Source organism: Paenibacillus glacialis, from assembly GCF_001637205.1.
GTDB classification, from domain to species: domain Bacteria; phylum Bacillota; class Bacilli; order Paenibacillales; family Paenibacillaceae; genus Paenibacillus_AQ; species Paenibacillus_AQ glacialis.
Window position 1 is genome coordinate 62,764 of the sequence record NZ_LVJH01000043.1, and the last position, 18,897, is coordinate 81,660.

An 18,897-nucleotide genomic window follows, 5' to 3' on the forward strand; every position below is an offset into this window, starting at 1 on the left:
CATAATCACCATCCGATAAACGTCTTATTAGCATCTTTATATCCATAATGAATATTCCAATAGTACCATTTCCCCAAAAAAATGTCTCCATACTCACTCGAAACCATCCTTCTACTCGGATATCGAATCTTCCAATAAACAACAATACAAACCCGCTTCTCATACATATCGTGAGAACCGGGTTTAATCTTTATCGATTGCTATGAGATTTCATTCATTTTCAAAAAATATGAATGCATTACGTTCGTCAAGCTTCATTTGTTCTACCAACTTATCCAAGTTAGAGAATTTAATCTCCTCATGTAGATACTCTAGAAAAGATAGCGAAACTTTTCTAGAGTACAAATCACCAGAGAAATTTAATAAATAGGCTTCTATTAAATACGTTTCACCTTTGACCGTAGGACGGTAACCCGCACTTATGAGTGCATTGTGACGTTCGATCCCATGATCGCTATCCGTTATCTCAGCAACGCCTACATAAACACCTGGTTTAGGAAGAACATATCGGTCTACTTTCCCTGCTAGATTAATTGTTGGGAACCCTAATGTTCTGCCTAACGCTTCACCGTGAACGACATGTCCTGTTACCACATAAGGTCGACCCAATAGGCCCTTAGCCGCTACCACCTCGCCATTCCTAATAAGCGAACGGATCGTGGTGCTACTGATATTGTTACCTTCTTCTTGCAAAAGGGGAATTACCGTAACAGGAATACCTATTTGTGCACAAAGTTTAATTAAATCGTTCGTATCTGATTCTCTTGCCTTTCCTAAGTGGAAACCTTCACCAACCACGATTCGCTTAATGTTCAATTTGCTTAAATGATCTAATACAAATTCTTTCGCCGAAATCCGGGCATATTCTTTCGTGAATTGAATGTTGTAAAACCGCTCTACACCGTGATCCTGCAATAATGACATTTTATGATGTATTGGTGTAAGTGACTTATCATACTCTCGATCGCCCTTCAAAATCCAAGAAGGGTGATCTGAAAAACTCATTACGGCTACAATTCCCTCATTATATTCGCTTGCAGTGTTCAGAAGCTTGGAATGACCTCTATGCACACCATCAAACTTGCCTATGACTAATACTAAAGGCGTTAAGTCATTTGGGGGTGTTGATGTAACATCAATATACTCCACTTTATATCCCTTCTTCTGCTGAATTAACGAAAAAGTATGCGGATACCTTCAATCGTTCAATGACGGCTTCTCGAAGCAGTTCAGAATCAACCGTTTCCTCGAGGGCTTGGCTCATACAAGACAACCATGCATCAGCATGGATTGGTGTGATCTTAAAAGGCATGTGACGCGCTCTCATTCTAGGGTGTCCAAATTCTGCTGTATATAGATCCGGTCCTCCAAAAAACTGACTCAAAAACATTTCTTGTTTATCCATAACAGGCGATATTTCCTTTGGAAATAGTGGCGATATTATAGGATCATTAAGCACCTTTGGATAAAAGGATTCAACTAGTTTGCGTACCCCTTGCTGTCCACCAAGTTCATTAAATAAGTTCACGGATATACCCTCCAAATTTATTGAAATACGATAATATTATCGTTCATATAATCAATTACATTTGAGATGCTCTTCATAACTATATATATTCTATACATCAATGTTGAAAATGTATAGTGTTTTCCCTAAACACATTTAGTTAGCAGAACAAAGGACTGCCTATTGGCAGCCCTTTTAGGTATTAATATTAATAGAGAACTTTACGTCTATCTGACATTCCTATCTTGGTTCTAACTTTCTCTGCCACCTATAACAATTAGATTTTTGTTAAATTACACGTTCTACGATAATTTCACTTTTAGTAACTTTATACCCGAGCGTCTTATACATATGAAGTGCATGCTCATTATTGGCCCGGAGTTCAAGATGCGCCTCGTTCATCTCTTTCCCTGCCAAATACTCCAATCCTCTGCTGATCAAATGCTTAGCTAATCCCTTTCTACGCCAATCAGGCAACACAAATATTTGTTCTGTAAAAGCACTTTTTCCCTCTGCATCTTTATTCTTTTCTTCATTCCAATAAAGCATAATACTACCTACCAATTGACCATGATTAAAAGCAGATAACGTTGTACCCACTGTCCACAGATCAGATAACATGAAGTGTCGCAACCCCTCTGTGTTCCATGGCTTCTTAGAAAAAGATATATTATACGCTTGGATGTACTCTTCTATTTCCTTATCCTCTTTCATTTTCCACTCAATAACTTCAATATGATCAGGCAAAGGATAGGTCTCTATGGGTTGGTCCAGACTTCTTGCCATATGATAAATTCCTTCACTAACGATAAAACCTTGATCAAGCACATATTCTGAACTTTTTTTCTCTGAAGGGAAGAACGTAAAGCAAATTTTTGTGTTTTTATGAAGTGCTTTCTTCTTAATTTCACTCGCCCTTTTCATTACATGTTGAAACAATATTGCTCTTATTTCATTACTAACCGCAGTTAACGGATTATATTTGATTTCCACCCACAATACATTTTCCGCGCTAGTATTGTTGTTATCCGCAGTAAACACAGGATAAATAGACCCGTGTCCATCCAATACCCCATTATTATTTATAGCGCATACCACGTTATTTCCGTTATCGTATTCTGGAGAAAGGTACGCTTCACCCGGAATTACTGACGTTTCTTGAAAGACTCTATTGTAAGCTACTTGAACATTATAGATGCTTGGGACATCTTCTGGCATAAAGTTTCGAATCGCATAATTATTCATACTATTACTTCCTCTTTCCTCAAATGAATTCCTTATTGAACGTTCATAACAACCTTCATCATAAGTAAGGCATCCATTCATGAAAAGATAAAGAATAAATATAGTCATATTCTATACAAAAAAACTCACATGATTACACGCGAGTCTTCGATACTATGATGTTCAGGAAAAATACTAACAAACCGATGCCGATTCTTCTTTTTCTACATTTAGAATTCGATACAACTCATCAAGGTTCTGAATTTCATAGGTTGGTACAATGCCAGTGTTATTAGGTTTCAGTTCAGGGTTGAACCAACATGTATCTAGACCCGCTAGCTGTCCGCCCTTAATATCCGCGCTTAAGGAATCTCCGATAATCAATCCTTTTTCCAGAGAGAAATTAGGAATTCGCGCAAAGACATAATCGAAATATTCTTTCATCGGTTTTTGAAACCCAGTGTCCTCTGACACAAAAATATCCTTAAATAGTGGATGTAATCCTGAATCACGTAACCGTCTATCTTGCGTCTTGGAAACACCATTCGTAACAATATATAAGTCATATTGATGTTGTAGGTCTGTTATTAATTCAAAGGCCCCATCAAGAAGCTCATGCCCCTCTTCTAAGTAGCTGCGATACTTCTTTTCCAGTAAGACACCATCGACCTCATGAGCGTATTCCTTAAATAATATTGAAAAACGTGTATTTACTACCTCATCACGATCCATTGTCCCTTCTTCAAAAGACCGCCATAGAGCATGATTTATTCTTTTATAATGTGCTTCCATTTCAGTGGTTAAGGGCATTTCTTGATCCTCAAAAAGCAAGCGCAATGCCAATTTCTCTGCTGCCCCAAAATTGAGCAGCGTATCATCTACATCAAATAATAACGTTTGGTATTTCCGCAAAATTATCACTCCATTTCCCTGAACTACTCACAACTATTTCTAAGTCATCTTAGGCACCTTTTCTGTCTCACGTCCACCGCCTAATTTAAATGCACAAATGCCACCAACGATAACTAGCACACCTATCAACTTCGTGAAAGAAAAAGGTACCTTTTCCAGACCCAACCACCCTAATGAGTCCCACAATAAAGCAAATCCAAGCTGTGCTGTTAGGACGATTGAGATGGCATACGTAGGACCTAGCAGCTTCATCCCCTGCACCATACAGATGACCACACCTACGCCAATCAGACCGCTGAACCAGTACCATGGCTGCATATTGTCCAGGCTGAACATATGTTTACCCTCAAAGATAAGACCGATCAATAGTGAAGCCAGAAATCCCATACCTAAGACTAACGTCGTTGTCGCCCAAGAACCCGCGCGTTCATTCACCTTACTATTGAAAATATTTTGCACACCTACTAGCGCACCTGCGATAACTGCCAAAATCAGTCCTAGAATCATGACCTTTACTCTCCCATATGCTAATTTTATTCGTAGATATATCTTGGTTTATTTAAATAATCGACTCACTACAAATCAATACAAGTCCAATCCTTTCTTCATAAATTCTTTCCGTATAGGGATCGAAACATAAAGATGACACAGTAGCAATCTATTAAACATCGTTGGTTTAATGCGATGAGATAAGCGGCAATATTGAAGTGCAACTTTCTTATCTCGTCTGTTTAAATAACTTAGAGTATAGTATTTTGTCCCTATGCCGCTATTTATGTTTAGAATACAATTCTTCTTATCTCTTACATGATCCGATTCCTCAACCTTACCTTTTAACAAGGTTTTAAATTTTATCGATTTCAGTCCTGTATCCTCTATTTTCTTGAGTAACTTCTCATCCTGGTATAAAGAATCAGGGTCTAGTTCATATCTATTACAAAAGAAATAGAGACTATCTGGCGATTCATAATAAATAAAATGAGGCTTAGTAATTAATGCAACTTTACACTTATCAAAAAAATTAATCATAAACTCCGAATCTTCCCCAACATTATGCACTTCATTGAACAGTCCATAGATATGAATGAGTTCTTTCTTTACGACCATCGTATTGATGTGATACAAACAGATCTGATCATTTAAATATTGTTCAAACAGTCCTTTATCAAAAATAATCGTCTCGCCATAGGCACCAAATTTATTTCTTAAGTCTTCCAAGTATTTCACTATTAAAGGGTGTTCATAATAATAAAAAGGTTCGTTATTTTGTTGTTTAATCCACCATAATGCAAAACTAATATCGACTTGCGCTTCGTTAATCGTCCGAACGCTATCCTTTAAATGGTAATTAAACCACTCATCATCGGAATCCAGGAAGGCAATGAACTCACCTTGCGCTTTTAAAATGCCACAATTTCGTGCTCCACCCGGTCCTTGGGTTCTATCATTAACAAAATACTGAATTCTTGAATCCTGCTTCACGTAATTTGCCACGACTTGTTTCGTATTGTCCGTACTTCGATCATCAATAACGATCAATTCCCAATGACTATATGTCTGGTTTAAAACCGATTGAATAGCTGTAGAAATTAGTGATTCTCTGTTGAATACTGGCATAACAATACTGACTACCGAATTATCATTAATATCATTCACCAACCTAGAATTTATTTTCTAAGCAATTATCTTTGCGGTAATATTAAGCCATTAATAGAGGAAAATGAAACGAGTATTAGCTTTATCACAAATGAATAATTATATTTTTTTGTTATTGTTGTATATATTTGCAAAATATCATCGAAAATATGTTATGTCAATCATATTATGAATCTTTATTTTGTCTTCTTAACCAATCACTAATTTTATTCATAGATATTAGGTCCAGAAATTCTACTTAATCCTTCTCTATCCTTAACAAGGATGAACCCTTTATTACGCTCAATCAGACCGTCTGTACAGAACTGAAGGATGACCCGGTTTAGATGTCTATAACTCGTTCCAATGAAGTTCGCCACATCTTTTATACTGACTGTGCTTTGTTGTCCTTTCAATTGAGAATCAGAATCCTCAAAGGAGACAGACATTAGATAACTTGCCAATCTCATTTCCACAGGATGCATTAAATTGAAACTCAAAGAGTTATTTTTGAGGAGAAACTTCCGTGTAATGATCTTTAGTAAAAATTGCAGTAGAGGTGCATGATCACTTCCGTATTTGTTCAACCAACGATGATGAATACCAATCATACAGACTGACGATACTGCCTCAACCGTATTCATAATATTAATCCCCTGTACGTATTCAATATCCCCGATCACCTCAAGCGGTTTCTTAAAAGAGAGAATAAGTGTTTTTCCTCCCGCCGAGGTCGTATAAATTTTAACCCTCCCCTTAACAAGTACATACAGAATCTCTGCATGTTCTCCTTGGGAACAGATACGTTCTCCTTGTTCAAAGTTATACAAAGATAAATACGGTATTAGTTGTTCATTAAATACGGATTCGATTTGATGAGCATGTAAATAATCAGTTAGTTGCTCACGATCTTTGATTTCTTTCATTACTCAGAATTCACCACCCGTCTTTAACCTTTGACACTGTACGATATGGATGTTTTTAAAGTCCTAGTATTATTACACCAGCTATCATCATCCCAATCCCAATGAACTGTGGCATCCTCATCTTCTGCTTCACCACGCCGAACAAACCATTAATATCAATGATGAAGGTGATACCTAGCTGGGCAATCATTACTGCAGATACCGTAAAAGTAACACCAATCTGCTGAATAGCCGTGACATTCGTGAAAATAATAACCGCTGCAAAGGCGCCGCCTAACAAATATAAAGGTTTAACTTGCTTAAACCCCTGCCATTTACCATCTCGGACGAACAACAGGATAGCCAAGGCCGCAATAAATCCAGTGAATTGAGTTATCGTCGCTGCTTGCCATGTACCAATGTCTTGACTAATCCGAGCATTCGCTACACCTTGCAAGGTAATAAAGGCTCCGCCTAAAAACGCAAATATTATTCCTCTCATGGTCTCTCTCCCCAAATTGATTTCTTTATTTAATTAAATGATATTTCTAGGTATTTTGGGAAGGACATATGTCCTCAAATGTTCAAAGGAGGAATGTTTCTTATCGGATCCTATATTATAGTATAATTTTAGGTAATTCAAAAAAAGAGGTGTCTGATATGTGGAAGCATTTTGTAGCACTAGGAGATAGCTTTACAGAGGGAATCGGAGATGAGGTTGAGGGAGCAGAATTAAAAAGCTGGGTAGCTTACTTCGCGCAAAAGTATACACCCGAGTTAAAATACTCCAACTTAGCTAAACGGGGTTTGGTAACTAAAGAGATTCGCTTGAAGCAATTAGAAAAGGCTATTGCATTGCAGCCTGACTTGGTCAGTCTTATCGCAGGTGCAAACGATATTTTAAAAGGTCGTTGGAATCGCAATGAATATAAGAACGAGATGGAACTTATGGTCGATAGTTTAAGTAAGTCGGGTGCTTCAATTATTATAGCTAATCTTCCGGACTTTACAGTTAGATTACCCTTGCCTATGGAGCAAAAACAATTATTAAAGGAACAGCTATTAGAAGCAAATGAAGTCATACAATCGCTTAGTAACGAGTACAAGTTATATCATATTGATTGTTGGAATCACCCCATGGCTAACGATCATACGCTTTGGTCTAAGGATTTGATTCACCCAAATTCAAGAGGATATCGAGAAATTGCTGAGATGATCTTTAATCGTTTAACTGTAAACATCAAATAACACCTTCTATCGAATTTAATTCTGGAATCAAGAAGACTGCATTACATAGTTACTCTATGAACAAAATATAAAAGGACAAGCCCGCTATATGAATAACAGGCTTGTCCTTTTTTCGATATGTATTATTCAATCATTTTAAGATAACTGTCCTCATTTACCACTCGTCGAGCGGTAACATAACGATCTTTATAGTAAGAATCCGACAACTTGCTTATTCTTACTCCCTTACTGCTGGAAGAGTGCGCGAATTGATTGTCACCTAGATAGATTCCTGCATGGGAGATCCCATTACCGGATGTATTAAAAAATACTAAATCGCCTAATTGCAGATCCTCTTGAGCAACTACTGTCCCCACTTTTGCTTGTGACTCTGATGTGCGTGGAAGATTATCAACGTTAAACTTACCCATTATGTACAAGATGAATCCGGAGCAATCAAATCCTGAAACTGTGGTTCCACCCCATGAGTACGGCGTTCCCACGACCTGATTCACTTCACTTTCAATTCTAGCCTCACTTGCAAATGTACTGGGTGCAGCGGTGGTGAATAATACTGCAGCTCCTAGTAGTGATATGATGATTTTCTTCAGAAACTCGTCTTCCTTTCGATGCCTACGGAGTTAGCTGAGGGTTCGGTTAAAGGTTCCCTATACTCTCTTGCTTTCAAGAATAATTCACCCAGATTGGTTCCCCCGTTTTCAAAAACGAAATTCGGCAATTGGTTAATATTTTGTAACTATTTACACTTTATTATATTTTGAATCACCTTGTCAACCCTTTCTTAAAGTTAGTAGTTTTATTTTCTAACCACATCATTACTACATACTTTTATATTATAATGCGCTATCAAAAATTATTGACTAAGAGAAATTTAGAAAAAGAGTATATCCCCGCATCCTCAATATGGCCGGGTTAGGAATAGAAAGAGCCTATTGAAATGCAGTAATGGATACCTATACCCGGCCAGCTCAACGTTATATCTTAAACACCACTCTAGCTGATAGTATATGTGCACCTCCACTTTAGGAAATTATTAATAATTTGTCGGTTATCCTGCATACAGTCGCTTACCTCTAGTTTGAATGTGATTGACCATATTTCTCAATAACTTGATAAATGGCTCTCGCTCCAAAATGAATAGCATTTACAGGGACACGCTCATCAGCAGCATGGATCAATTCAGAAAATTTCATATCATCTGGTAGCGGCATGGGCAAGAAACCGTACGTTTGAATGCCTAATCTTGCGAAATGTCTCGCATCCGTCCCTCCCGGTAGAAGCATAGGAACGGGTACAGCATCGGGATCTGCTTCTCTGAGTACATCCGACAACAGTCCAAACATCCCCATATCCGGGCTTGTTGGACAAGCATCATGCCGAATCAGCTCAAACATTACATTACGATGTACGGATTGTTCGTGAAGCTCTTCTATAAGTTGTGCAGGGGTAAATCCAGGTAGTAGGCGCCCATCCAACTCCACTATAATCTCACTTGGATGTACATTAATTTTCTCACCGCCACGCACAATTGTAGCACTCACCGTATTGCGAAGGAGCGGCTGAAATAATCTACCTTTATCACCCATCAGTTTCAAAATGATATTGCTCATTCGTGGTCGAAGCAGACCTCTCAGCAATAATCTCTGCACCATAGGTAATGCTGCCGCCATGGATTCAATCATATAAGCCGCTGCTGGTGTTGCGTGGACCGGTAGCTTAATCTCATTTAGCGCTTGAAGAAGATCTCCAAGCTGTGCCATACAACCCTCGGTATGTCCAAGTGAACCATGCCCACCTTCGCTTCTCAATGTAGCTCTGAGCCAACAGATTTGTTTCTCAGCAACCATAATGGGATAGAATTTCCGATTACTTACCTGCAATGAGAATCCTCCGAACTCGCCAATGGCATATCGCACCCCTTCAAAGTGATGCGCATGATGATCTGCCAAATAGGAAGCTCCCCGATCACCACCAGCTTCTTCATCGCACACGATGGCTAGTATAATGTCACCCTGCAGCTCAACTCTCTGCGCATGAGCGCGGAGAAAGGCAGCGAGCATCATCGCCACGCCGCCCTTCATATCCAGACTTCCTCTGCCCCATACGCAACCGTCATGGATTTCACCACCGAAAGGATCGTGGCTCCATACTTGCTTCTCTACGCCAACAACATCGACATGACCATACATGAGAAGAGGGGGCGCTTCACCACTCCCCTTTAGACGAGCGATCAGATTAGGTCTGTCTTCCACTTCAGCAACAATCGTCGTCTCGATTCCTGCCTGATGCAACATCTCCTGAATAAATTGCACACAAGCCGCTTCGTTACCCGGTGGATTCGTTGTGTTGAACCGAATTAATTGCTGTAGTATTGTTTCGGGTGATTCGTATATAAGACTATCATGGCTTACATCATTCAACCGTTCGTCCCCCCTTTTGCAACACTGGTGCATATTACATAACCATTAGGAATTCAGTACGCCTATAGGTGATCTCTGACCAAAGTTCTCCTGTAACCCATACTCCGCCAGCAAACGCTCCAACCGACTGAGCTGTTCAACTTCCGGGACCTGCTTCGTCTTTAGCACGGAAAGAAGCATGGCATACGCTTGCTCCATATGCGCCCATGTCACTTGATCTCCTGATTGCTGAAGTTGATATAACATCTTCTGAACGTTACGATAAGGCGTAATAACACCTTTTGCATAAGCTTCTGAGTCCCAATTCCTGTTACGTGTACATGTCGCGATCGACACGCATTGGATTATGAAATCAAGCGGATATTCTTCTTTGGCAACCTTACTTTCACTTAGCAACTGCTCTGCATCCGGACCATGGTCGAAGGCAAATACTTTCATGCCCGCGGTATGATGAGCTAGCTTTTTCAAGACCGTCCTCGGTCCCAGCTCTGCGGCTTCCGACACTCCGTTCTCTCGTAAATATTGGAGTACTGCCACCCATTGCACAGGCGCAGTCAACTGCTCAGTCAGAACCTTGGCAATTTCATCGGAGCTTGCGTACAACTTGGCTGTCACACTAGATATAACGGGATATTGAAGTGGTGAAAATGTATACTTGCTAAGTTCTTCAGCGAATTGTACCGCTGCAGGCGCCATAAGTGGACTATGGAATGGGGCGCTTACTTGAAGCGGGATAACGATCGCTCCCCGCTTCGTTAACCGCTCCGCTGCCTCACTCAATGCCCCCTTATGCCCAGAAATGACAACTTGATCCTCCGAATTTATGTTGGATACAACAACAATCTCAGCCCCACCTTTATGAATCGAGCTTACCGATGCACAGATGGCTTCAACCTCGCTTACACCAAGCTCATTAACAGCGGCCATCGCTCCACCCCCGATTGCAGCAGCTTCCCGCATCAGCTCACCACGACGATGAACAATACGAATGGCACTTGCGAATGGGATACTTCCTGCGCAGGTCAATGCAGTAATTTCACCAAGACTATGACCGGTCATATAATTAATATCTGTACCCACTACTTCCTTATATACTCTGAACATAGCCATCCCGACGGCTAGTATAGCTGGTTGTGCATATTCCGTTCTCGTTAGCTCCGTTATGCCTCCCTCAAACATCAGCTTCGTGAGATCGACATTCATCGCGTCATTCGCCTCTTGGAACGTCTCTTTGGCGATTGGATACTTAATGAATAAGTCCTTGCCCATACCGACATACTGTGAACCTTGTCCAGGGAACAATAACGCCCGTTTAACCATCATCCTTCACGCCCTTCTCCAAGATCGTTCATCATGATTTCCAGAGATTCTCCATATAGGGATAGCAAACCATCTACACCCGACTTGTCCCATGCAGCAGTGTCATAAATACACGAAACCACCAACTCAGACTCAGTCATCGTAAGCTGAAGCGCGAGACCGATCATCGACATATATTCTTTCACTGATCCCATGTCGGTTGCTGAGAACCAAGGTATAATGCCATTGTCCGGAGCTCGGAATCCTGCAGCGGTCGCGAGCGAAGAGAAAGTATAATAAATACTACCATTTCGTTGCCGCTTCACTTCTGATATCATTTCGTCAAATTCCATGTAATGGGACATGTTCAACGTCACAGGCACGATACGATCACCTGCGCCCCCTTTCACGAATACAGCGACTTCATCCGTCATTGCAATATCGGACAGTACATATAAATAGACGGTTAACAATATATCCACAAATTCTACGTCAAGCATTTCTGCAATACGTGTTAGTTCCTGATTTGTCGATTCCTCCAGTTGCATCTCATTGATGTCGAATGTACTTCCCGTACTTGCTTCAACATCCCTTACTTTGGTTACGAATTTCATACCCTTCATCATCGTTAATTCGCCCATCTCCCCCTCTTCACCGACTGGGGTATCCAATATCCCCGCCATGCCTCGAAGAGTTGCATTCTCGAACAGATCTGCAACCGTTAGACGATCAGGATAACGTTCTTCTAATCTATGATGTAGAGCAACTAGCAGAATGGAATTCCCTCCAATATCAAAGAAGTTGTCATCCGCACGCAAGTCTTCTCTATGGAGTACTTCTTGCCAGAAGCACGCTACTTCACGCTCCGTTTCTGATTTCAGGTGATTGAACGATAACCTAGATTTAGAGTTATCCGTTAGATCAACGTCATCACTTAGTCGAGGCAATGCGTTCCTATCGATCTTTCCATTAGCGTTCAGTGGCATACTGGCTAGCCATACAAATCTCTGAGGCACCATGTATTCTGGTAATCGACTTGCCATGAAGCTCCGAAGTTCCGTTGACGACAACTCATACTCCGCGGCATAATACGCGCATAGCCACTTCTCTTCCCGCTGATCCTCTTGCAGAAGTGCTACTGATTCGGATATTTGTTCATGACGTGAGAGCATCAGCTGAATTTCCTCCAACTCGACGCGGTAACCACGTATCTTCACCTGAAAATCGCTCCGCCCTAGAAATTCGATGCTTCCGTCCGCAAGGAAACGTGCAAGATCACCCGTCTTATACATCCGCTCACCTGGAAAGAAAGGGTCCATAACGAATTGTTTAGCCGTAAGTTCCGACTTCCCCCAATAACCCTGGGCAAGTCTCGTACCTGAGATACAGAGTTCACCTGCAACGCCAGGAGGTTGAAGACTTCCGCTCTTATCCAGAATATAAGTCCGCACACCATGAAGAGCTTTACCAATACCAGGATGGTCATCCACAATTCGCTGTACTGTCGACCATACTGTCGTTTCAGTCGGGCCATATACGTTATACACACGAAGCTGATCATATGGCTTCAATCGATCCCATAGCGTTGGAATGAACGGTTCTCCACCAATCATCAGATCTGTCAAATGTCGCATACAGGAACGTTCTTCTCTGCCTGACAGCAACATTTGTAATCTCATAGGAGTCGATACCATCATCTGAACGCCATGCTTGACAATTAGCCGATCTAGCAGCTCCGGATCTCTGCGCTCGGCTTGCGTCGCCAATACGACCTTCATGCCATATAGCAAGGGCATAATCAAATCATGGATTGACACATCAAAGGCTACGCTCGCTAACGCAACAATAGCTTTACCTGGAACACATTCTACTTCTTCTACCATTCCTTCTATGAAGCGTATTGCACTTTCATGCTCAATTACTACGCCCTTCGGCTTGCCTGTCGAGCCGGAAGTATAAATGATATAAGCTAGATCTTCAGGAGAACTAATCTCTTCCAAATGAGTTAATGCCGATTTATCCACTGTTGTTCCCTGTTCATCCTCAACGTCAATACATATAATAGAACCCGTATAAGAGGACATTCGATGCAGTAGATGCTGCTGCGTTAGCATCACCGGGGCTCCTGTATCCTCCAGCATATAATCGATACGTGACGACGGGTATTCCAAATCAATGGGTACATAAGCACCTCCCGCTTTCCAGATACCGATAATACCAACTACAAGATCCAACGTCCTCTCCAACATCAAGCCAACTAGCACACCCGTGTGTACACCATTCCTCCTTAGCCTTGAGGCGAGTAAATTCGCTCGTTCGTCTAGCTCGCGATACGTGAAGGACTCCTGTCCGCATAAAAGAGCCGTCTCATCAGCATGTTGTCTGACCTGCGTCTCGAACCTGCCATCCAAAGTCCATCTTGATCTTTCCTTTGTCGGGCCCATCTCTATGCTCATTATGGGATTCGGCATCACCGATGATGTGTCCCCGTTGTTTGACGAAATCAACAAGTCGTCTTGCGGGGAGTCGTATACAACTCCACAATGCGATAAGAGCAATGCTTTAACTTCATTCGCATCCAGAAGTGCAATATCTTGCAGTCGTAAGTCCGATTCTCCGACTAGTAATCTCGCCATCTTCTGAACCTGCAACCCTAAATTTTCTACCATATTAGCGCTGTATGCATCCTCATTATATTGAATGGTAAGCTCAATAGCAGAGCCCGATTGCTCCACGATTCGGAATGAAAAGAGTAATCCAAAATGTTGATCATATGATTTCCCATGTATATTTTCTAGTACAACCGCTGTAGCCTGCCTCAAGTGAAATTCGCTTGTTGCATGTGGAACGGAAGAGTCAGATTCAAGTGCAACACGCTCATCGAAATGTTCACTACTGTACGCACCACCATACAGCTTCGCTTCATTCGGTGTGTCCTCCAATTGCCCCAACAGAGATGTAAGTGAATCGTCTTCACTAACATCAATACGCAGCGGAACCCATCCCTGACCGTTAGAACCGTTAGAACTGCCCACATCTATACTTGGAATACCCACAATTAACCTATCATCTTGCGTATATTTATACAGTAGTATATATACAGCAGTAAGCAGTGTCGTATACATTCGATGATTCGAACCGATAGCGTTCCGTAGCAAATGACCGGTAAGCTCATCGTCCAACCTTATCTGTTGCTCCAATATACAAAAATCATCATTCCCACCTCTTCGATCAGAAGGAAAGCCTCGCACTTCATTCCATAAGCCTTGTATACTCCGAATTGTTTCCTCGGTAGGCTGAATAACCATATCCATTCCCTTCGAACCTCCCTGCTATTTATGCGTGATTCTACGGTCATCCGACATCCTCAGAAGTCTATCGTTGATCAGAGATACAACCTCATGTTCCTGCTCGTGAATGAAGAAATGACTTCCCTCGAAATGTATAATGTCGCAGGTCTGAGTGGTATGCGATTTCCATTCCTCAACGTCACCCCGTAAACTTGTATCCTCGATGCCGTTTAAGATGATTAGCTTCAATGGAAGAGGTTCTTTCGGTATATGTTCGTACGTACCAACCAACTTGAAATCTGCACGCAAAATCGGCATAAATAAATTCCGCAGATCTTTGTCTTGAAATAGTTCTAGTGGCGTTCCACCTAGACTCTGCACTTCATCTATGAAGGCTTCATCTGGGAGTTGGTATGTCGTTCGGTCAACATCTGCACAATGAGGTGCATCCCTACCAGACATGAAAGTAACCATCGGGAGTGGAAGGCCTTCTGCGTGGATAAGATGAATAAGCTCGTAGGCAAGCATGCTTCCCATACTATGACCAAATATGGCGTACTGATCACATGTATATTCACGAACAAGACGAAGTAAATCTTTAGCCGCTTCATGTATATCCTCGTAGAGCTGCTCCCGCATTCTACTCCCTCTCCCGGCCATTTCAACTGGGATTAACGAAATGGAGGGATCAATTCCCTTTGACCATTTTTTGTAGATTTGAGCTGAACCACCCGCATAGGGTAGACAGAGCAACGGTATGCGATTTATGGTTGGCGCCTTTCGTAGGTAGCTGTTCATCATGTTTATGCTCCATCAACGAGCATTCTCCAGAATTCTCGCTCCTTGGACAAGAGCCCTTCAGCACGTTCGATTTCTCTTATACGATCGAATTTATGAGTCACAAACGCTTGTTTTACCTCGTCCCATCCGTCACGGATAACTTCTATTCGTTCTGAAAGAGCTTCGCAGAGATTCTCATCTAGAAGCTCTTGCTCTTGTAAAGTGCGAATAAGCGCTACGTTTGCGATATGCCGATTGCAAATAATATTGATACCAATTAGCGCATACGTAATATGAGAACTGTATTTCTCCTGCCTTGTATCCACGTTCCACATGCCTTCCATCGAGAAGTCCTCTAGCTCTCGAGCCAACCTTTCTGCATTCTCCACAACCTCAGATATCTTCAGCTCATATGGCTCTATACTTGGGTGTAAATTATATATGTAGTAAGCAGGACCTGTATAATTTGTATTGATGTTATATTCAGCGTTATTGAATGCTTTCTTAAGCCTTTCTTCCGGCACCTCATACTCGAAATAGCCGGCAAGCGTATCATCTATAACATAGAAAGACGAACGCTCATCATCGTAACCATTGAACAATGAATAATGATACCAATGAAATTTCTTCCATGCCAAGCTATCAGGCAGCCAGTAGTACAAATCGACATTCAGACTCAGATTACGCCCACCGCGCAGTACCTCTTTTATCTCTTCCGTAAATGTTTCTTTATTGCTAAAATGACCTGGCTCTATCAACTTAATGACCCCGGTTAATGGGAACTTCGTCCAATCATCCAAATAATATAAGCTATCAATAGTGGGATAACGGAACTCACTATCCGTGGCCGCTGCCCAAGGAAAGTAGCTATAAATATTCAAATAAGCAGCAAATCGGTAGCTAGAATGTGCAGATTCAGCAATCGAGAATGCTTGGTTCAGCATACAGTTCATCCAAAACTCATTAAATGGCTTTCTCTCTAGTGTTAATTTCATCTGATTACATCCTCCTTCATATTAGGGCATGTCTTCCAAGCGAAATATTTCCCGATGGACGACACATACGTCGTCCTATCGGGGAAAATTCTAACCTCTTAATCCATTCCATCTACCTGTATAAGTTCACCAATCGTACGTTCTATACCCTCGGCGGCTGTCATCTCCCGAACAATTGCACAGTAATGATGTGCCATTGCCACAATCGTTTCTTCATGGAACAAATCGGTCGCGTACTCTAGGCTGAACACAATTTCCGCTCCGCTCTCTACAGCCTCAAGTGTCAGGTCAAACTTGCTGACACCTGACTCAAACGGCTGCGACTCGAAGGTCAACCCACCCGTTTGAATTGCAGTTCGCTCCATATTTTGCAAAATAAACATCGTGTCGAACAGCGGGTTGCGGCTCCGATCTTGCTCAATCCCCAAACGCTCCACCAAATCCTCGAATGGATACTCCTGATGTTCCAGCGCAAGCAACACATCACCATGCAGCTCCTTAACATAGCTGCCGATCGTTCTTGCTGCTTGTGGACGGCTGCGAATCACCACCGTATTGATGAACATGCCGATCAAACCTTCCGCATCGACATGACCTCGTCCTGCCACTGGCGTGCCGATCACAATGTCCTCTTGCCCACTGTATTTACCGAGTAGCACCGCATAAGCACTTAGCAGCACAGTAAAGAGCGTTGTGCCTTGCTTTCTGGCTAGGCGATGCGCTTGCTGTGCAAGATCCGCGTCCAACTTAAACGCATATCTTTGCCCGTTATAGCTCTGTATCACTTGACGCGGCTTATCATTTGGCAGTTCTAGCACCGGTAACTCACCCGAGAATGTCTCTAGCCAGTATCGCTCATGCGCCTCATACGTTTCCCCACTCAGTCGTTCCTCCTGCCAGGCGCTGTAATCTCGATATTGCACGCGCAGCTCTGGTAGCTCTTGACCGCTATATAATTCAGTTAACTCCTTTAGAAGCACGCTCACGGATATACCATCTGTCACGATATGATGCATATCCAGCAATAGCAGGTGACGCTCTTCCTCCAGTGGAACAAGTCCCACCCGTAGCATCGGACCTTTTCCGAGATCAAATGGCCGTATAAATCTTGCCATTAATCGGGTGATAACCTCATCCATTCCTGATTCAGGCAGCAATCGTTTAGCTGTCATTCGCGCCCAAGCATTTCCTTCCAGATTAAATGCCACCGCGGGGTGAACACGTTGCCTGAACTCACCTTCTACATAGTGGAATGTCGTCCGTAGGCTCTCATGTCTAGCAATTAAAGTAGCGAATGCTCCCTCAAGCCTTACGGCATCAAGCTTGCCTCGAATCTGTAGGGCAAACGGTACATGATACATCGTAGCTTCACCAGATATGAGCTGAAGCACATATTGCCTTCTCTGCGCCCGTGACATCGGATAGTACTCTTGATCCTCTTGTCGCTGTATCGCATGATGCTCCTGTACACTCTCTCCATCTATAACACCCGCCAATGATTCCAACGTTGGATTCAAGAACAATGCCCTCAGTGGCACATGTACTCCGAATTGCTCCTGTACACGACTGACTAATGCCGCTGCCTTAAGCGAGTGACCCCCGAGATCGAAGAAGCTGTCTGTCACTCCAATATTGTCTGTTTGCAGTAGCTCCTGCCATAGAACAACCAACTTGCGCTCCATCTCATTTCTTGGCGCCGTATACTCGCGCTCACTCAACTCCGTTGGTGCAGGCTTCGGTAGCGCCTTGCGATCTACCTTACCTGTTGGTGTTAGCGGGATCGCCTTCAGAGGAACTACGTAAGCTGGAATCATATACGCTGGTAACCTGCTGCTAAGATGCTGTCGTAGTTCCGACGTTATGTCAGAGAGGGAATGGCTATCATTTTCGATTCCTGAATACTCATCCATGACAACATACGCACATAACGCATGCTCTCCGTCTCCCTCTTTAAACGCCACAACGACAACTTCCTTCACTTGCTCATGACTCAGTAACTGCTGCTCCGCTTCACCAATCTCAATACGGTGTCCGCGTATCTTCACCTGATGATCCCGACGACCTGCATATACAAATTCACCGTTCACCAGTCTCTTGCCCAGATCACCAGTCCGGTACATTCGTTCACCCTCGCGGAACGGATTCTGGATGAACACGCCTTCGTTCCATTCTGGATGACTTAGATAGCCGCGTCCTACGCCTGCACCACCGATGTATAGCTCTCCAACAACACCTATTGGTTGCGGCTGTAACTTCGCATTCAATACGACCATTCCTGCACCCGCAATCGGCGTACCAATTGTAATTACTTCCCCATCCGTCACTTCGCACACCGATGTCCATACCGTCGTCTCTGTTGGTCCATACAGATTAAAGATTCGCGCCTTCGTTACTGCACGCAATCGTTCTAGCAACTCCAATGTTAACGGCTCAGCTCCAATCATGACTACGCTTAGTGCTTTCCAACTCTCGGTCTGTCCTACCTGTGCCATCCACCACTTAAACCGTGATGGTGTGATTTGAAGGACATCTACCTCGTACTTAGTCATAAGGTCCTGTAACAAATACGCGTCGTTACGTTCCTCCTCGTTCGCAAGCACAATCCGCATACCCAGTGTCAGTGGTAGTAGGCTCTCCACAATAAAGATGTCGAACGATACTGTAGCCATCGCTAGTATGCCT

16 protein-coding genes and 1 riboswitch are annotated in these 18,897 nt (G+C 42.5%); of the genes, 1 reads left to right on the forward strand and 15 read right to left on the reverse strand.

What is annotated here, in order from left to right:
- Positions 1-210: 210 nt before the first annotated feature.
- The 8 genes from PGLA_RS19240 to PGLA_RS19275 all read right to left on the reverse strand — a co-directional run bounded on the left by PGLA_RS19240 (position 211) and on the right by PGLA_RS19275 (position 6,685).
- Positions 211-1,149: a bifunctional riboflavin kinase/FAD synthetase gene (locus tag PGLA_RS19240; protein WP_068535993.1), complete on the reverse strand. Its 939-nt coding sequence runs from the start codon at positions 1,147-1,149 to the stop codon at positions 211-213.
- A gap of 1 nt (position 1,150) precedes the next feature.
- Complete coding sequence (locus PGLA_RS19245) at positions 1,151-1,528, reverse strand: globin domain-containing protein (RefSeq protein WP_245700157.1); 378 nt, start codon at positions 1,526-1,528, stop codon at positions 1,151-1,153.
- A gap of 267 nt (positions 1,529-1,795) precedes the next feature.
- A complete protein-coding gene (locus PGLA_RS19250) occupies positions 1,796-2,752 on the reverse strand; it encodes a GNAT family N-acetyltransferase (protein WP_068535997.1) in 957 nt (318 codons plus the stop codon).
- Positions 2,753-2,926: 174 nt separating this feature from the next.
- Positions 2,927-3,643, reverse strand: a complete 717-nt coding sequence (locus tag PGLA_RS19255) for a YjjG family noncanonical pyrimidine nucleotidase (protein ID WP_068535999.1) — start codon at positions 3,641-3,643, stop codon at positions 2,927-2,929.
- Between the two features lie 39 nt (positions 3,644-3,682).
- Positions 3,683-4,150, reverse strand: coding sequence for a DMT family transporter (locus tag PGLA_RS19260; RefSeq protein WP_068536001.1), 468 nt, complete (start codon positions 4,148-4,150; stop codon positions 3,683-3,685).
- A gap of 75 nt (positions 4,151-4,225) precedes the next feature.
- On the reverse strand, positions 4,226-5,260 hold the full coding sequence (locus PGLA_RS19265) for a glycosyltransferase family 2 protein (protein ID WP_068536027.1): 1,035 nt from the start codon (positions 5,258-5,260) through the stop codon (positions 4,226-4,228).
- A 245-nt stretch (positions 5,261-5,505) separates the two neighbouring features.
- A complete protein-coding gene (locus PGLA_RS19270) occupies positions 5,506-6,204 on the reverse strand; it encodes a Crp/Fnr family transcriptional regulator (protein WP_068536002.1) in 699 nt (232 codons plus the stop codon).
- 55 nt (positions 6,205-6,259) lie between these two features.
- On the reverse strand, positions 6,260-6,685 hold the full coding sequence (locus tag PGLA_RS19275; protein WP_068536004.1) for a DMT family transporter: 426 nt from the start codon (positions 6,683-6,685) through the stop codon (positions 6,260-6,262).
- 158 nt (positions 6,686-6,843) lie between these two features.
- Here PGLA_RS19275 and PGLA_RS19280 point away from each other — a divergent pair, with 158 nt between their 5' ends.
- On the forward strand, positions 6,844-7,431 hold the full coding sequence (locus PGLA_RS19280) for an SGNH/GDSL hydrolase family protein (RefSeq protein WP_068536006.1): 588 nt from the start codon (positions 6,844-6,846) through the stop codon (positions 7,429-7,431).
- Between the two features lie 122 nt (positions 7,432-7,553).
- Here the strand turns inward: PGLA_RS19280 and PGLA_RS19285 are convergent, their stop codons facing one another.
- From PGLA_RS19285 to PGLA_RS19315, 7 genes are all read right to left on the reverse strand, one after another.
- The gene (locus PGLA_RS19285; RefSeq protein WP_068536008.1) at positions 7,554-8,021 is read right to left on the reverse strand and encodes a C40 family peptidase; all 468 of its coding nucleotides are present in this window, start codon (positions 8,019-8,021) and stop codon (positions 7,554-7,556) included.
- Between the two features lie 4 nt (positions 8,022-8,025).
- A riboswitch (cyclic di-AMP (ydaO/yuaA leader) is annotated at positions 8,026-8,158 on the reverse strand.
- Between the two features lie 346 nt (positions 8,159-8,504).
- A complete protein-coding gene (locus PGLA_RS19290; protein ID WP_245700159.1) occupies positions 8,505-9,851 on the reverse strand; it encodes a M20/M25/M40 family metallo-hydrolase in 1,347 nt (448 codons plus the stop codon).
- A gap of 45 nt (positions 9,852-9,896) precedes the next feature.
- A complete protein-coding gene (fabD, locus tag PGLA_RS19295; RefSeq protein WP_084411288.1) occupies positions 9,897-11,174 on the reverse strand; it encodes an ACP S-malonyltransferase in 1,278 nt (425 codons plus the stop codon).
- A complete protein-coding gene (locus tag PGLA_RS19300; RefSeq protein WP_068536010.1) occupies positions 11,171-14,464 on the reverse strand; it encodes a non-ribosomal peptide synthetase in 3,294 nt (1,097 codons plus the stop codon). The genes fabD and PGLA_RS19300 overlap by 4 nt, the downstream gene beginning before the upstream one ends.
- A gap of 18 nt (positions 14,465-14,482) precedes the next feature.
- Positions 14,483-15,241, reverse strand: coding sequence for a thioesterase II family protein (locus PGLA_RS19305; RefSeq protein ID WP_245700161.1), 759 nt, complete (start codon positions 15,239-15,241; stop codon positions 14,483-14,485).
- Between the two features lie 2 nt (positions 15,242-15,243).
- Positions 15,244-16,215, reverse strand: a complete 972-nt coding sequence (locus PGLA_RS19310; protein WP_068536012.1) for a cysteine peptidase family C39 domain-containing protein — start codon at positions 16,213-16,215, stop codon at positions 15,244-15,246.
- 98 nt (positions 16,216-16,313) lie between these two features.
- The coding region (locus PGLA_RS19315) for a condensation domain-containing protein (protein ID WP_145939612.1) at positions 16,314-18,897 on the reverse strand (2,584 nt) is incomplete at its 5' end.

What these genes read in the sequence shown, in the direction of transcription:
- PGLA_RS19250 (WP_068535997.1), bottom strand. Translation starts at nt 2,752, where the DNA reads ATGAATAATTATGCGATTCGAAACTTTATGCCAGAAGATGTCCCAAGC.
- PGLA_RS19260 (WP_068536001.1), bottom strand. Translation starts at nt 4,150, where the DNA reads ATGATTCTAGGACTGATTTTGGCAGTTATCGCAGGTGCGCTAGTAGGT.
- PGLA_RS19265 (WP_068536027.1), bottom strand. Translation starts at nt 5,260, where the DNA reads ATGCCAGTATTCAACAGAGAATCACTAATTTCTACAGCTATTCAATCG.
- PGLA_RS19270 (WP_068536002.1), bottom strand. Translation starts at nt 6,204, where the DNA reads ATGAAAGAAATCAAAGATCGTGAGCAACTAACTGATTATTTACATGCT.
- PGLA_RS19275 (WP_068536004.1), bottom strand. Translation starts at nt 6,685, where the DNA reads ATGAGAGGAATAATATTTGCGTTTTTAGGCGGAGCCTTTATTACCTTG.
- PGLA_RS19280 (WP_068536006.1), top strand. Translation starts at nt 6,844, where the DNA reads ATGTGGAAGCATTTTGTAGCACTAGGAGATAGCTTTACAGAGGGAATC.
- fabD (WP_084411288.1), bottom strand. Translation starts at nt 11,174, where the DNA reads ATGATGGTTAAACGGGCGTTATTGTTCCCTGGACAAGGTTCACAGTAT.
- PGLA_RS19300 (WP_068536010.1), bottom strand. Translation starts at nt 14,464, where the DNA reads ATGGATATGGTTATTCAGCCTACCGAGGAAACAATTCGGAGTATACAA.
- PGLA_RS19305 (WP_245700161.1), bottom strand. Translation starts at nt 15,241, where the DNA reads ATGATGAACAGCTACCTACGAAAGGCGCCAACCATAAATCGCATACCG.
- PGLA_RS19310 (WP_068536012.1), bottom strand. Translation starts at nt 16,215, where the DNA reads ATGAAATTAACACTAGAGAGAAAGCCATTTAATGAGTTTTGGATGAAC.